The organism is Chryseobacterium sp. WLY505, assembly GCF_030846215.1.
GTDB lineage: Bacteria > Bacteroidota > Bacteroidia > Flavobacteriales > Weeksellaceae > Chryseobacterium.
Window position 1 is genome coordinate 108,586 of sequence record NZ_JAVCWI010000008.1, and the last position, 14,598, is coordinate 123,183.

Annotated in this window: 10 protein-coding genes; 6 read left to right on the forward strand and 4 right to left on the reverse strand. The window is 37.1% G+C overall.

The window, feature by feature from the left end; translation table 11 throughout:
* The first annotated feature begins 1 nt into the window (after window position 1).
* The 3 genes from RAH34_RS16415 (at window position 2) to RAH34_RS16425 (ending at window position 3,749) form a co-directional block, all read left to right on the forward strand.
* Window positions 2–1,936 (forward strand): transglutaminase-like domain-containing protein, encoded by a 1,935-nt coding sequence (locus RAH34_RS16415; RefSeq protein ID WP_306596835.1) that lies wholly within the window; start codon window positions 2–4, stop codon window positions 1,934–1,936.
* Window positions 1,937–2,029: 93 nt separating this feature from the next.
* On the forward strand, window positions 2,030–2,854 hold the full coding sequence (locus RAH34_RS16420; protein ID WP_306596836.1) for an RsiV family protein: 825 nt from the start codon (window positions 2,030–2,032) through the stop codon (window positions 2,852–2,854).
* Window positions 2,855–2,897: 43 nt separating this feature from the next.
* Entirely contained in the window at window positions 2,898–3,749 is an 852-nt protein-coding gene (locus tag RAH34_RS16425; protein ID WP_306596908.1) for a diacylglycerol kinase family protein, read from the forward strand.
* Between the two features lie 172 nt (window positions 3,750–3,921).
* Here RAH34_RS16425 and RAH34_RS16430 read toward each other — a convergent pair whose 3' ends face one another.
* Together RAH34_RS16430 and ggt are read right to left on the reverse strand one after the other, a co-directional pair.
* Window positions 3,922–5,202 carry a dicarboxylate/amino acid:cation symporter gene (locus tag RAH34_RS16430; protein ID WP_306596837.1) on the reverse strand — a complete coding sequence of 427 codons (1,281 nt, stop codon included), beginning with the start codon at window positions 5,200–5,202 and terminating at the stop codon, window positions 3,922–3,924.
* A 170-nt stretch (window positions 5,203–5,372) separates the two neighbouring features.
* The gene (gene ggt, locus RAH34_RS16435) at window positions 5,373–7,061 is read right to left on the reverse strand and encodes a gamma-glutamyltransferase (RefSeq protein ID WP_114820665.1); all 1,689 of its coding nucleotides are present in this window, start codon (window positions 7,059–7,061) and stop codon (window positions 5,373–5,375) included.
* A 233-nt stretch (window positions 7,062–7,294) separates the two neighbouring features.
* Between ggt and RAH34_RS16440 the strand changes: the two genes are divergently transcribed.
* The 3 genes from RAH34_RS16440 (at window position 7,295) to RAH34_RS16450 (ending at window position 12,053) form a co-directional block, all read left to right on the forward strand.
* A complete protein-coding gene (locus RAH34_RS16440) occupies window positions 7,295–10,147 on the forward strand; it encodes a TonB-dependent siderophore receptor (protein WP_114820572.1) in 2,853 nt (950 codons plus the stop codon).
* Window positions 10,148–10,250: 103 nt separating this feature from the next.
* Window positions 10,251–11,216: an NAD-dependent epimerase/dehydratase family protein gene (locus RAH34_RS16445; protein WP_306596838.1), complete on the forward strand. Its 966-nt coding sequence runs from the start codon at window positions 10,251–10,253 to the stop codon at window positions 11,214–11,216.
* Window positions 11,217–11,300: 84 nt separating this feature from the next.
* Window positions 11,301–12,053, forward strand: a complete 753-nt coding sequence (locus tag RAH34_RS16450) for a polysaccharide deacetylase (protein WP_306596839.1) — start codon at window positions 11,301–11,303, stop codon at window positions 12,051–12,053.
* Between the two features lie 161 nt (window positions 12,054–12,214).
* On the opposite strand, the gene RAH34_RS16455 is transcribed toward RAH34_RS16450, so the two are convergent.
* The gene (locus RAH34_RS16455; protein WP_306596841.1) at window positions 12,215–13,420 is read right to left on the reverse strand and encodes a metallophosphoesterase; all 1,206 of its coding nucleotides are present in this window, start codon (window positions 13,418–13,420) and stop codon (window positions 12,215–12,217) included.
* Between the two features lie 66 nt (window positions 13,421–13,486).
* Window positions 13,487–14,560 (reverse strand): 3-oxoacyl-ACP synthase III family protein, encoded by a 1,074-nt coding sequence (locus RAH34_RS16460; protein ID WP_114820568.1) that lies wholly within the window; start codon window positions 14,558–14,560, stop codon window positions 13,487–13,489.
* Window positions 14,561–14,598 lie beyond the last annotated feature (38 nt).

Here is a 14,598-nt window from a genome sequence, read left to right on the forward strand (position 1 = left end):
CATGAAAAAAATAATAGTATTGCTTCTTTGCTCAGCCGGCACAATACTGGTAAATGCTCAGAAGAAATATGAATTTCTGAATCCTCCGAAATTTAATGATGCAGATTTGTCTAAAACCAAATCATTACTGGATGATAATGCTCCTGCAGAGATCTTGTATAAATCTGCTTATTTTATGATCGATAACAATACCGGTAATCTGCATAAAAGATATTTTTACAGAGTTAAGATTTATGATAAAGATAAAGCTGAAGATTGGCTGAATCTCGAAATTCCTATCTATAATATCGGTTCAAACAGGGAATCACTAGGTAAATTCAAAGCTTTTACCTATAATCTTGAAAATGGAAATTCTGTTCCTGTAAAAGTAGAAAAGAGTTCTCAATATAAAAGTAAAGAGAATAAATATGTTACTCTCACAAAATTTGCATTTCCAGGTGTGAAAAACGGGTCAATCCTGGAATATCAATATGAAATTATTTCTCCGTTCAGATTTATGATTCCTGAAGTGTTGATAGAATCCGACACTCCTTCTCTGAATACAGAATACGTTTTTGATACTCCCATTAATATGTCATATAACGTAAATTATACAGGGGGAATTACTCCAAAGTACAGAGAGATGGAGGAAAGATACCTATATGGTTCACAATACAGAACCTACAGATTTGCTTATGAAAATCTGAAAGGTTTTAAAACTGAAAAATTTGTAAGAAATGACAGAAACTTCAGAACAAAAATCAGTGCTGAGCTGAATTCTACAAATTTCGGAGAGCTTAAGCTGTATTCTTCCTCATGGGATCAGATTGGGAAGAGATTGTATGAAAGTGAAGATTTTGGAGGAGAGCTGAAAAAAGCAAAACTGGCAAAAGAAAATATGCCGGCAGGAATTTCAGAAATGAAAACGGATCTTGAAAAGGCAAATGCTATTTTTTCCTACGTTCAAAAGACCTTTACCTGGAATAAAGATAAAGGAATCTACACAGAAGATGGCATCAGGAAACTGTTGGAAACTAAAGTTGGGAACGCTGCAGAAATCAATCTTTTTCTTGTGATGATGCTTCGCGAAGCAGGTCTTAAAGCTGATCCGTTGGTAATTTCTACAGTAGAAAACGGGTTAATCAACCTGGTTTCGCCTAATATTTCCAATATGAATTTTGTATTAGCCGCTATCAGTATTGATGACCAGCTGCATATCTATGATGCCACCTCAAAACAATCTTCTCTGGATGAAATTCCTCTTAAAAACTGGAATCAGTATGGAATTTTAGTCACCAAAGGCAAAACTCTTCTGATTCAAATGGCTAATGTGAAGTCGAGTAATACTTTCCTTACGGTCAATGGTAAAATTAATGATGATGGAAGTATTTCAGGAACTTACTCAGACAGAGATACCGGAGCTTACGCAATGTATGTAAAGGACAGCTATGACGATAATGCCGAGAAATATAAAAAACAGTATAAAGAAAACTTCTCCATGGACTTTACGGATATCGATTCAAAAGTGCTGGAAAATGGAGACTTTGAAAGCAGCATGAAATTCTCTTCTCCCAACCTGATTGATAGAGTAGGAAAGAAAATGATCATTAATCCTATGCTGTTCTTAAACAAAAGTTCCAATGAATTTGATCAGACGGAAGTAAGACAGTATCCTATCGATTTTGGATCACCGATCACAAAAGTAAAAAAAGTAACTCTTGAAATTCCGGAAGGTTATATGATTGAGGAAATGCCTAAAGAAAAAAAGATTGTTACAGAAGATAAAGAAATAGAATACACCTATTCTATCGTACAAAAAGGAAATAAGCTGGAGGTAACGACCACTACAAAAATTAACAGCTCAGATTATCCGAAAGAATATTACCCTGCATTCAAACAAATCTGGGGCGTGGCTTCGAAATTTGAAAATCAGGTCATAAGTCTTGTAAAAAAGTAATATTTAACATGATTTAAATAAAAAAAAAATTTTTTTCAAAAACCATTCATCTTTTGAATGGTTTTTGTATTTGATACCAAAAAAATGAGAATTATGAAAAATACGATTGCTGTTATAGCATTATCTTCTTTCTTAGCAGTGACTGCCTGTAAAAAAAATGAAACGGCAGGATCAGCAGAAAAAACTGAGAAAAAAGCCGCTGAAGAATTTGTAGTAGACTCTGTGAAGGTCAATGACTCTACAAAAATAACTGATTCGTTAAAAGTGAGCTTTACTTCAAAGCTTTTGGTTTTCCCTACTTTAAAAGATAAAAAACTGTTAGACAGCATCTATTTCCAGAATGAAAAGATTAAAGACTTTTCCAAAGCCGGTCTTCAGGCTTATCTGGATAATGAAAAAAACAATTATTTCAATTCTGTAAAAAATGATAATAAAGACTGGGTTTCAGATGTTACGTATGCTCAAAACTGGTATTCAAGCTCACACATGAACCTTATTTCCAACACCAACGGTTATATGCATATCCAATATGTAGGAAGCGGATATGAAGGTGGGGCACATGATAATTACGGATTTTCCGAAAGAGTTTTTGATCTGAAAAACAGCAAAAAATTAGAATTGAAAGACATTACTTCAATGCCTAAAAATAAAATTGAAGCCATTCTGATGAAAAATATTGATAAAATGAATAGTGGTACGATGGATGGTGACGGAGAAGTGAAGAACTCAGAAATGCTTTTAGTGGATAAAATTCCGGCATCTGATAACTTTTATTTTGATGATAAAAACCTGTATTTTCACTACAGTCCCTATGAAATAGCTGCGTTTGCTGCCGGAGATATTACCATTCCTGTTTCATGGGAAGACCTGAAAGGCACATTAAATGCAGAATTTAAAGAAAGAATGAAAATTAAGTAAATTAATGCTTCCAGTTCTGGAAGCATTTTTTAATTTTGTGGTAATGGACAAAGTAGCTTTTATTATCAATCCTTTTTCGGCCAAAAAAAACTATCAGCCGTTTTTAAATGAACTTAAAACAAAGGTTAATAACCCATTGTATTATGTGTCGGAATCTATTCCAGGAACAGATGAATTTATTCAGTCCCATTTTGAAGAAGTAGATATTTTTGTGGCCATCGGAGGGGATGGTACTATTTCTACAGTAGCCAAAAATCTGATTTATACCGATAAAATTCTGGCCATTTTTCCGGCAGGTTCGGGAAATGGATTTTCCAATGAAACACAATTCAGTAAAAACCTGGATGAACTTTTAGAAAAAATAAAAGCCAAAAACTCCAGAAAGATCGATACTTTCACGGTAAATGACAGGCTTTCCATCAATGTTTCGGGAACGGGATTTGACGGTAAAGTGGTTAAAGAATTTGAAAAAACAAGCCGTGGCTTTAAAAATTATATCAAAGTTTCCCTGAAAACCTTTTTCAATTACAAACCCATTAAGGTGAAATTTTTCGATGAAAAATATCAACAGTACAACGGAAGGTATCTGATGATGAACATCGCCAATACCCGCCAGTTTGGTAACAATGCTTATATTGCTCCGAAAGCCAGTAAAAGTGATGGATTGGTTGACATGGTTTTGGTAAAAAAGTTTCCATTGACGTATTCTGCACTCTTTGCTTTCCGAATGTTTACCAAAAGACTGAAAGATGATGAATATGTAACCTATCTTCCGGTCTCTGAAATATCGTTTAAGGTCAATACCAAAAACTGGCATCTGGATGGTGAATTCAATAAGATCAAATCACCGGTTCATGTTAAAGTTCAACCTGCGAGTTTGAGTATTTTGATTTAAAGTTTTAGATTACGGGGTGCGGGTTTTTTGTTTCGGGTTTACTAATTGCTGGTTGTTTGGTTTCGAGTTACGTGTTACACACAACATTAAACCTTAAACCTTAAACCTTGAACCTTAAACCTTGATTCTCTCCCGAATCCCTGCAACCTAAAACCTACCATCTGCCACCTATTTACACTTCCAGTTTCTTTTCTACCTCAGCCGGATGGTCCAGGCAGTAGTGAAGCTGTTTTTTATCAAGCTGTTTTTCCCAATTCGCTACAACAACTGTTGCTACGGAATTTCCAATAACATTCGTTAATGCACGGCATTCACTCATGAACTTATCAATTCCAAGAATCAAAGTCATTCCTGCAATCGGAATTTCAGGAACTACGGCCAGTGTTGCTGCAAGGGTCACAAATCCGGCACCTGTAACGCCAGCTGCACCTTTTGAACTTAACATAGCCACCAAAAGAAGCATCAGCTGCTTTTCAATAGGAAGATGAATATTTAAGGCCTGAGCAATAAAGAGAGAGGCCAGGGTCATATAAATATTCGTTCCGTCAAGATTGAAAGAATATCCGGTGGGAACCACAAGGCCTACAATGGCGCGTGAACAGCCCGCTTTTTCAAGTTTTTCCATAATTCCGGGAAGGGCAGATTCTGACGAGCTTGTGCCCAGAACGAGAAGAAGTTCTTCTTTAAGGTAAAAAAGAAGTTTCAAAATATTAAATCCGTTATACCATGCTACCGCTCCCAATACCAGAACGACAAACAGGATTGACGTAATATAAAATGTACCTACAAGGAATATAAGATTCAGAACAGAATGAAGTCCGTATTTACCGATCGTAAAAGCCATGGCACCGAAAGCACCTATCGGGGCAAGTTTCATCAACATATGGACGATTTTAAATACCGGAGTGGATAAATCCTGTAGGAAATCGGTTACTTTCTGGCTCTTTTCTTTTGTTAAAACCAAAGCAACTCCCATTAAAATAGCGACCAGAAGAACCTGAAGGATATTATCACCCACCAATGGACTGAATAATGTCTCAGGAATAATATTCATAATAAAACCCGTAAGTGTAGATTCATGAGCTTTTGCCTGGTATTGTGAAACATCGCCCGAAAGGGTAGCAGGATCAATGTTCAAACCATGTCCCGGCTGCAGAATATTTCCTACCACTAATCCGATGATAAGAGCAAGGGTTGAAAAGGTGAAAAAGTAGATCATAGCTTTTATGGCAATTCTGCCTACTTTTTTCAAATCGGTCATGTGAGCGATCCCCAAAGTAAGGGTTATAAAAATTACCGGAGCGATAATCATTTTTACCAGTTTGATGAATCCGTCTCCCAAAGGTTTCATCTTTTCACCTAATTCAGGATAAAATTTTCCCAGAAGAATACCCGCAATGATGGCGATAATCACCTGGAAATAAAGCTGATTGTATATTTTTTTTGCTTTCAAAGAACAGTCGTTTTGTTTTTTTAAGGCCGAAAATTAAGAAAATTTATCTGAAAACATGACAAAAGTCATTAAAAGAATCTACAATATTGGTTTTCTAAAATGCTTAAAAAAGCTTGGGCTTCATTCGGAGAATGAAGCCCAAGCTGTATTATTGCTGTATTATATAAGGATTATTCCACTGCTACAGAATCATCTCCACGGCCATCTGCTACTGCGTGAATATTTCCGTTTTCATCAAGAACAATCATTTCTGTTTTCCCAATATATTTTGTCTTTTCAATGACGTAATTCTTACTTTTCAGTTCAGAAATAGTACTTTCCGGAAAATTATTTTCAACAGTAATGGTTTCCGGAAGCCACTGGTGGTGGAACTTTGGTGCATTGACTGACATGTTCGCATTGAGTTTAAAATCAACCACATTCACAATGGATTGGTATACTGAAGTTGGAATTGTAGTTCCTCCAGGTGTTCCCACAACCATATAAGGCTTTCCGTTTTTAAGAATAATGGTTGGGGTCATAGAAGAGAGCATTCTCTTGTTAGGCTGTATTGAATTGGCCTCTCCACCCACAGCTCCAAACATATTCGGTACACCTGGTTTGATAGAGAAATCATCCATTTCATTATTTAAAAAGAATCCTGCACCTGAAACAAGCACTTTGCTTCCGTAATACCCGTTAAGAGTTGTTGTTACCGAAGCTGCATTTCCGTCCTTATCCAATACGGAAATATGGGTGGTCTGCATAGATTCTTTAGGCTGTTCTATGATTTTACCTACTTCGGAACTTGGAGTAGCCTTGTCAAAACTGAAACTTTTCCATCTTCCTTTCAAATATTCATCCGAGATCAGGTAAGAGGTTTTATCCTGAATAAAATCCGGATCCCCCATATATTCTGCTCTGTCTGCAAAGGCTCTTCTTTCTGCTTCGGCCATAATCTGAACCGCTTTTGCAGAGTTTTGCTGATACTTTTCAAGGTTTTCGAAACTAGCCATTCTGAGCATCTGGGCAAGAAGAACTCCACCACTTGATGGTAGAGGCATCGTAACAACATTGCTTCCTTTGTAATCAAATTCAAGCGCTTTTCTTTCGGCAACTTTATAATTTTTAAGATCTTCCAGGGTGATGATTCCGTTTCCTCTTTTCATTTCGGCAACTAAAAGATCAGCTGTTTTTCCTTCATAAAAACCTTTTGCTCCTTGTTTCTGAATCAGTTTCAAAGTTTCAGCTAAGTCTTTTTGAACCAATAGATCTCCGGCTTTCCATGGGGTATCCTTCACGAAAATGATGGAAGATTTATTATGTTTCTGGAATTTTTCCCTTTGGTTATTCAGCATTTCTGCCTCTTTGTCTGTGATGGCAAATCCTTTTTCAGCAAGATCAATAGCAGGCTGGATGATTTTTTCCATAGGCAGTTTACAGTACTTCAGCGTTGCAAAGAAACCTGCTACACTTCCGGGAATACCTACAGCCAGTCTTCCGTTCTGGGAAAGATCTGTATCTGCTTTTCCTTTTTTATCAATATACATATCTCGGGAAGCTTTTTTGGGAGCTGTTTCCCTGTAATCCAGTGTAAATTTTTCACCATTATTTTTTACGCCTACCAAAAATCCTCCGCCACCAATGTTTCCGGCTTGCGGATATACTACAGCAAGTGCATATTGTGTCGCCGTAACAGCATCATAGGCATTTCCGCCCATCTTTAAGATTTTGGCTCCCGCTTCACTGGCTAACGGATGTGCGGAGACCACAACACCTTTCTTTTTTACCTGTACTTCTTTGATAATATTGATATCTGTGAACTGAGCCCAGCTAAGTTGAGCAGCCAAAAGCATCGAAGCAATTAAAATCTTCTTCATATGATTGTTTTTTCTTACAACAAAATTATTGATTTTTTTGTGTAAATGGCTGTTTTTAGCAAGGAGATGAAAATCATACATTATTATTTGTACTTGTTAATATGTTTTAAATTAATTTGCGATTAATTGTTTATTTAATTAATAATATTGAATAATATTTAAATTATTTAGAGTTTTAGTGAAATTTAGTTTATTTTTTATGATTTGAATTGCTACATTTGAAAAAAAAATGCATGAAAAAAAATTACCAGAAAATTGCCTTTTTGGGAGGCCTGTTCTTTCTATCAGCTAACCTAAATGCTCAAACTAAAGATTCTGTACAAGTAAAATCAGTAGATGAAGTTAAGATTACCGTAGGATCCAGAAATAAAAACCGTGTTGCAACTGATACACCTGTTCCTGTAGATGTTATTAATATTGGATCACAATCTGTGCTAAGCCCGCAAACCGATCTGAATCAGATCTTAAACTATGCTGCGCCCTCTTTTACTTCCAATTCAACCACTGTAGCAGATGGTACGGATCATGTTGATCCTGCTCAGCTGAGAGGGCTGGGACCGGATCAGGTACTTGTTTTACTTAATGGAAAGAGAAGGCATACTTCATCACTTGTAAATATTAACGGTTCTCCAGGCAGGGGATCAGTAGGGACAGATCTGAATGCTATTCCGGCTTTTGCGATTGAAAGGCTGGAAGTACTGCGGGACGGTGCATCAGCGCAATATGGTTCTGATGCGATTGCCGGAGTAATTAATGTGATCATGAAAAAAAATACGAATGCATTTACCGCTGCAATTACAGGAGGTGGATTTAATTCGAAAGGAGCTAATGATCATACCGGAGGATGGGACGGAGAGAAGTATCAGCTTGATCTTAATTACGGAACTAAAATTGGCAATAACGGATTCATTAATTTTACAGCAAGCTTGCTGAACAGGAATGATACCAGAAGAGCAAAGTCAGCAACAGGGGATATTTTTAATGGTTATAATGCTGTTGAGCAAAGGGCATTAGAAAAAGGAGTTAATATTTCTGCTCTTTTTGGGAATATCAATAATACTTCCAATACACAGCAAATCATAGATTATATACATCAATATGCTCCAAATGTAAACTATTTTACTGCTGCACAGCAGGCTAGTATTCAGTCGGCAAATACAATTGCTGCCCTGCAGGATCTGCTTAAGGGTGATGTTACTGAAAATGAGCTTGCTTACAGGGGATTAACAAGAGACGACTTTAATATGAGGGTGGGACAATCCAGGTTAGGGTCCGGTCAGTTTTTTATGAACTCTGAATTTGACCTGTCTACAACAATCCGGGGATATGCTTTTGGGGGAATTTCCTATAGAGCAGGAAATGCAGCAGGATTTTACAGAAGACCTAATCAAAACAGAACCTCAACGTCAATATATCCTAATGGTTTTTTACCGGAAATTACTTCTGATGTTATAGATCTCTCTTTTGCAGCAGGGTTTAAAGGAAAATTAGGTAATATTAATTATGATATCAGTAATACGTTCGGAAGAAATACTTTTGATTATACAATAAAAAATACCGCCAATGCATCCATGCTGTATCCTGGTAAAAGAGAGTTTAATGCAGGAGGTTTGGGATTCTCTCAAAATACCATCAATGCAGACTTCGATACCAAGTTAGACTGGTTAAAAGGGTTTAATATTGCCTTTGGAGGAGAAATGAGGTTTGAAAAATATAAGATAGAAAACGGTGAGGAAGCTTCATGGGCTCTGTATGATATTAATGGGAGTATTCAAAACCCTGTAACAAGTAGCGCACTAAAGCCTACCGATTTCTTTGGAAGTACCAGACCCGGAGGAGCTCAGGTGTTTCCTGGTTTCCGGCCTGAAAATGCTTTAAATAAAGGAAGACATTCTATAGCTGCTTATGTGGATACGGAACTGGATGTTACAGATAAATGGTTGGTGAGTGCCGCTTTGAGATATGAAAACTATTCAGACTTTGGTTCAACATTCAACTATAAGGTAGCTACAAGATATAAATTAACTGACCATATCAATCTCCGGGCGGCACATTCCACAGGATTCAGGGCTCCTTCTTTGCAGCAGATCTATTTTAATGCCACAGCGACACAATTTGTGGGCGGAACGGCATATGAAGTAGGTACTTTTTCTAATGATTCCGATGTAGCGGGTATTCTTGGAATTCCACAATTGAAACAGGAAGAGTCGGTGAGTTATTCTGCTGGTTTTACGGCTAAGATCCCTCAGATGAATTTAACGTTTACAATGGATGGTTATTATATTAAAATTAAAAACAGAGTTGTATTAACTGATCAGTTTTCAAGGCCTTCAGGAACTTATCCGGCGGAAAGTGACCTAGGGAAATTGCAGACTGCCTTTGATAAAGCCAATGCAAATGCTGCCACTTTTTTTGCAAATGCGATTGATACACAGACGAAAGGTATTGAAGGGGTGATTTCACATAAAGCAAAATTTTCTCAGGCAGTAGCTTTGAATTCTGATTTTGCTGTTACAGTGTCAAAGACAAACAGGATAGGCGATATACATGGTTCTGATGTTCTAATCAATGCCGGGCAGATCAACAGGTATTATTCGGAATCCAGCCGTGTTTACCTTGAAGAAGCTATCCCAAGATTCAAAGCTTCCTTGAACAATGCCCTGGAGATTAATAAATTCAGTGTGTTGCTAAGAAATGTTTATTTCGGGAAAGTTACGGATCCTAATGCAATGGATGCTAACGGGGACGGAATCGTAAGTGGGGAAATCATTAACGGACAGGCTGTTGCTACTGAACATCCCGTTTGGGGAGGAAAAATAATTACCGACCTCTCTCTTGGATATAATTTTACTAAAAACTTTAAACTGACAGTCGGGGCGAATAATTTGTTTGATATTTATCCTGATAAAAACTACGGTCCGGCAACGGTAAAAACTCCTTCTCTGGATGCTTCCGGTAACCTCGTATATGTTAATACTTCCACCATTGATCTTACTAATCAAAACCAGTTTGTGTACTCAAGAAATGTTTCTCAGTTCGGAATGAACGGAAGATTTCTTTTTGCCAGGGTAAATCTTACTTTTTAGTTAAAGATTTCAGGAATATAAAAAGGTGTACGAAAGTATACCTTTTTTATTATGGTTGGCATGTTTTTTTTACTTTTGTACAATTCTAAAAAAAATCTGAAAAATGGAATCCTATACGGAAAGAATATTGATTACAGGTGCCTTGGGACAAATTGGTACCGAACTGACAAACAGACTTGTTGAAATTCATGGAGCGGAAAACGTTGTTGCTTCAGGATTGGACAGATGGCAGGAAGGAATTACTTCTGCCGGACACTACGAAAGAATGGATGTTACCAATACCCAATTGGTAAGACAGGTGATTCATGATTATGAGATCACGACAGTGTATCACCTCGCTTCCCTTTTATCCGGAACTTCGGAAAAGCAGCCTGTTTTTGCGTGGAAACTGAATCTTGAGCCACTGCTTCATTTTTGTGAAATGGCGAAAGAAGGGCTTCTTAAAAAGATCTTCTGGCCAAGTTCTATCGCAGTATTTGGAAAAGGAATTCCAAAGCATGACGTAGGACAGGATGTAGTGTTGAATCCAACAACTGTTTACGGAATCTCTAAAATGGCAGGGGAGAAGTGGTGTGAGTACTATTTCGATAAATATGGGGTGGATGTAAGAAGTATCAGATATCCCGGATTGATCTCATGGAAGACTCCTGCGGGAGGTGGAACTACCGACTATGCCGTTGAGATTTTCTACAAAGCAATTGAAGACGGAAAGTATACAAGTTTCATTTCCGAAAATACAGGAATGCCGATGTTGTATATGGATGATGCCATCAATGCAACCTTGAAATTAATGGACGCTCCTAAAGAAAGTTTGACGGTTCGTTCTTCTTATAATCTGGGCGGAATGTCATTTACGCCAAAAGAATTGGCAGAAGAAATCACAAAAGAAATTCCGGATTTTACGATTGATTATAACCCGGATTTCAGACAGGCAATTGCAGATTCTTGGCCGGCATCTATTGATGATTCAGTAGCGAAAAAAGACTGGGGTCTGACGTATGATTTCGGAATTTCTGAAATGACAAAAGATATGATCAAGAATCTGAAAGTAAAATTAGGAAAGGATTAATAATGTAAAGTAATACTTTAATTACTTTTGTTTTTAACATCTGATTTTTAATATTTTATATAATTTATACAAACTTTAATTTAAATGGTATTATTGACTTTTAACATCACTTGTATTGAGGCTGAAATAAAAAACGGCTCTCCAATTACTGCTGATGAGCGATTGAAAATTACAGAAGATAATACCAAAGCTATTCTTAGAATTTTAGATATTCATGATATCAAATCAAGTTTTTTTGTAGAGGTTTCTCTTACTGAAAAACTTCATCATTTAATAAAAGCAATTTCATCCAAAGGGCATGAAATTGCTTTTTATAACAAAGGTTCAAATCCGGAAGAAATTGAAAATGCCAAGAAGAATATTCAGGATCTTCTGGAAAAACAGATCAGAGGAATCCGTCAGAAAGATGTAAAAGTTTCTCAGGAAACTTTGAAGATGATGGAGTTTAATTATGTCTCCAATATTGATAATGCCAATATTCTTTTTCCCTTCAAAAGACTTAAAAGAGATACCGTCATCACAGAAGAAGACGGACTGAGTATTGTTCCGGAAAGTATCTCTCCGTACAGTCAGCTGCCTTATAATGATTTTGTATTCCAGATCCTGCCGATGAAGTATTATCAGAATATGGTTCTCGAAACTTTGCAGAATGAAGAATTTGTGCTGATCTATCTCAACACATGGCAGTTTACAGATTTCAAGAAATATCGTTTTGATATTCCTTTTTACCGAAGCTTATTTTCGGGCAAAAAAATGGAGGACAAATTAGATGCCCTCCTTACTTTTCTCAATGACAGGGAAATGGCTACTTCCCGCATGAAAGATTATATTTTTTAGGTAATAGGTTGCAGATGTTAGGTAGCAGGTTTTTTGGGTTTGAGAGTTTTTGAGTTTGAGAGTGTGAGTGTTTAACGCGGTAGGTAACCAGGAACAAAAACAACCCATCATTTGTAAATAATAACTCGTATCCCGAATCTCGCATCCCGAAGCCCGGACCTCTAGCTCAACTCAAAAAGCGTAATCTCCGGCAGTACACCCACTCTTCCCGGATATCCCAATACACCAAATCCTCTGTTTACATACAGCAGTTTTCCCTCACTTTCATACAAGTCAGCCCATTTTGGATACTTATACTGTACGGGTGACCATTTTACATTTTTAAGATCTAAACCAAACTGCATTCCGTGGGTATGTCCTGAAAGGGTCAGATGGATGTTTGCAGGATGTTTTTTTACCACGTAGTCAAAGTGAGTTGGATCATGGCTCATCAGAATCTTTGTAGCGGATTCAGGCACATCTTTTAAAGCGTCATCTATTCTTCCGAATTGAGGGAATGGTTTCAGTCCCCAGTTTTCGACTCCAAGAATATATAGTTTTTCGCCGTTTCTTTCGATCACCCTGTGCTCGTTTCTCAGCATGTCAAATCCCGCCTGTTTTTCATACTGAATTAAGTTGTCAAGGTTTTGTTTTTTGGCTGCAGGTGATTCCCAGGTTACGTAATCTCCGTAATCATGGTTTCCTAGCACAGCTAATTTTCCGTCTTTAGCCTTAATTTTTGAAAACAGAGGGATGAAAGGTTTGAACTCATCTGCTACGTTGTTCACCATGTCTCCAGTAAACAATACCAGGTCAGGTTTCTGCTCGTTGATCAGGTCGATTGCATGCTGCAATTTGCCCGGATCTGAGAAACTTCCACTGTGAACATCTGAAATCTGGATGATTTTATAGCCTTTAAAGCTTTTCGGAAGATTAGTAAAATTTACCCTTACTCTTCTCACTTTATGTCTGTACTTTCCAAACGTAATTCCGTCAATAAAAAGAGCGGAAAGAACACCACTCATTCCCAATCCTACCAGGCTCAGAAATTTTCTTCTCTCCGGGAAGAAATTTTCCGAAGGTTTGGCGAAGCCTATCAGATAACCTCCGGTTCTGATAATATCATCAATTAATAAAAACAGAACCACGAAAATCTTAGGAAGAATGAAGATCAAAAATAATGAAATCATGATTTGAGCTCTTACCATACTTTTGTCTGATCTCTGGTAATGAGTGACTTCGTAAGCGAAAATCCCGTATACAACCAAAGAAATTACCCAATATCCGATTCTGATCCAAAAATTATCGGTAAGCGTTCTGACAGCCTGATAAATGTATACTTCCAAAAACAGGAAGATTCCGGCGATAATTAAAAAATTCTTTTGCATGTTCTGATCAAAAAAAAGCACAAAGAATAAACTTCCCTGTGCTTTTATATTTTTAATGTTTAAATATTACTTTTTAGGAAATCTATAAACGATAGCATTGATGTTCATTCCGGCACCTACCGAAGTCATTACAATGTTACCATTATCTTTAAACGATTGACCCTCCATTTTTCCTTTAATTATTAAATCATACATTGTAGGAATTGTGGCTACAGAAGTATTTCCCAGATCCTGGATTGTCATAGGAGAGATCGCGTGATCATACTCTTTCACGTCATAAAGCCTGTGAAGTCTCTCAATCATAGCATAATCCATTTTAGCGTTTGCCTGGTGAATTAAGATTTTATCTATATCTTCGATAGAAAGATTTGCATCCGTAATCGTATCTTTAATGGCAACCGGTACGTTTTTAAGAGCGTATTCGTAGATTTTTCTTCCTAACATTCTTACATAAAGACGTTTTTGATCTGCTTCTTTATTGATAGAGGGTTGGTTTTCAAGATAATTTAATTCCGGCCCGTTGTCACAAATAGTGTTATGAGCAATAATCCCTACATTTTCTTCGTCAGTTGCTTTTACTACTACCGCTCCGGCGCCATCAGCAAAGATCATTCTGTTTCTGTCGTATGGATCCGTTACTCTGCTTAAAGTCTCTCCTCCGATAACAAGAATTGTTTTAGCTACTTTAGCTTTAATAAGATTATCAGCCAAAATCATAGCTTCAACCCATCCCGGGCATCCGAAAACCATATCATACGTTACGCATTTTCTGTTTTTGATTCCCAGTTTATTTTTTACTCTCGCTGCCATTGTAGGCATAAAATCAGCGTATCCGTTTTCAGTAACTTCCCCGAAATTGCTTGCGTAGATGATATAATCCAATTCTTCGCCGTCTACTTTTGCATCTTCAAGGGCAATTTTTGCAGCTTCATAACCGATTTGAGAGTTGGAAAGATCATCCTCAATGAATCTCCTGTTTTCGATTTCTGTAATCTCTACAAATTTCGCAATGGTCTCTTCCACAGGCTTTTCAATCTTTACTCCGTCTTCAGTGTAGAACTCGGAATTCATGAAGTAATCTCTACCAATAACTCTGTTCGGAATATAAGAGCCAGAGCCAATAATGATCGTATTCGGCATTCGTTTATATGATTTTTTTAAAGATGCAAAGTTAATAA